This is a genomic window from Thermus arciformis (assembly GCF_900102145.1).
In the GTDB taxonomy this organism is placed as follows: domain Bacteria; phylum Deinococcota; class Deinococci; order Deinococcales; family Thermaceae; genus Thermus; species Thermus arciformis.
This window is the reverse complement of record NZ_FNBC01000086.1, coordinates 1-1,128: the sequence shown is the minus strand read 5'-3', so window position 1 is coordinate 1,128 and position 1,128 is coordinate 1. Positions and strand designations below refer to the sequence as shown.

General features: G+C 64.6%; 2 pseudogenes. Both read right to left on the bottom strand.

The annotated features are described in order from the left end of the window. Nucleotides 1–622, bottom strand: a pseudogene (locus tag BLP62_RS13430) (IS200/IS605 family accessory protein TnpB-related protein); the annotation flags it as partial. A gap of 114 nt (nucleotides 623–736) precedes the next feature. Continuing rightward, nucleotides 737–1,024 (bottom strand): annotated as a pseudogene (locus BLP62_RS13425) (PaaI family thioesterase); the annotation flags it as partial. Nucleotides 1,025–1,128: the final 104 nt, after the last annotated feature.

Sequence of the window (1,128 nt, the reverse complement as noted above, 5' to 3'; positions counted from 1 at the left end):
CTCTTGGGGTGGTCCAAATTTGGGGCAGCACTTCATAGACCCTCCCCACCAGGGCGCTCAGGTTGGGGTGGCCCGTCTTCACCAGGGCGTGGGCGTAGTTCCCGTCTCCGAGGTTGATCCGGAGCCGCAAGGCCCCGTCTTCCACGAGGAGCCTCAGGTTGAGGTTGCCCCCCTTGGTCCTGTCGCCACGGGAGTAGAGGAGGCCTTGCCGCCTCTCCCTCCACTCCCGCTTGAGCTTCCTCAGGGGCTTACCCGAGAGGTGCCTGCGCTTGAGCTGTTGGAAGAGCTTTCTCCCCCCGAAGACCACCTTCCGGGGGTCTTCTCCTCTCTCCCGGGCAGAATCCAGGACGGCTTGGGCCTTCAGGATCGCGTCGTCGGCGTAGCGGGTGTTCAGACGGAAGAGAGTGCAGAGGGGGCCGTCCTGCCGTTTGAGTTCGTCCCGCCCCTTCCCTTCCGGGAGGCGGTTGTAGGCGTAGCGCACGGCGGCGGAGAAGCGGCGCATGAGGTCCAGGGTGGCCTTGTGGTCTTCTTCAGAAGGGAAGAGGAGAAGCGCCTGGACTCCGGTGAAGGCCTTCGCCTTCTTTTTGGCGCGCTCCCGCGTGGCTTTAGGCTTGGCCTTCACCTGGGGCCTCCTGGGAGGGAGTATACCCGTCTGTGGCCCTTGCATTGGAGAAACTTGCTGGAGTGAGGCGCTGAGAAGCGGAAGCGTTTGAGCGTCAGGGTGAAGTAGGGTGCGTTATTTTTCAACTGTTTGCGCCTCCCCGGCGGCGTGGAGGAGGTGGCGCCCGGGGTGGACCACCCACCCCCGGGCCAGGAGCACCCCTTCCCTCACGGGCCGGAGGTAGCTCACGGAGAGCTCGGCGGTGACCACCTTCGCCCCCAGGCTTTCCACCGCCTGGCCTAAGGCGCTGTCCAGAAGGGCCGCCAAGATCCCCCCGTGGACCAGGCCCTGGCCCTGCAAGAACTCCTCCCGCACCCTAAGGCGAAGCTCTGCCTCGCCCTCTTCCCTCCTTAGGACCTCCGCCTGGAACCAGGATGTGGACCCCCTAGACTAGACGCCAACTTTGATGTAGGATGACCCCATCCGGGAGGTCAAGATGAAGAAGCCCAAAGCGGTACCCCCCCAGG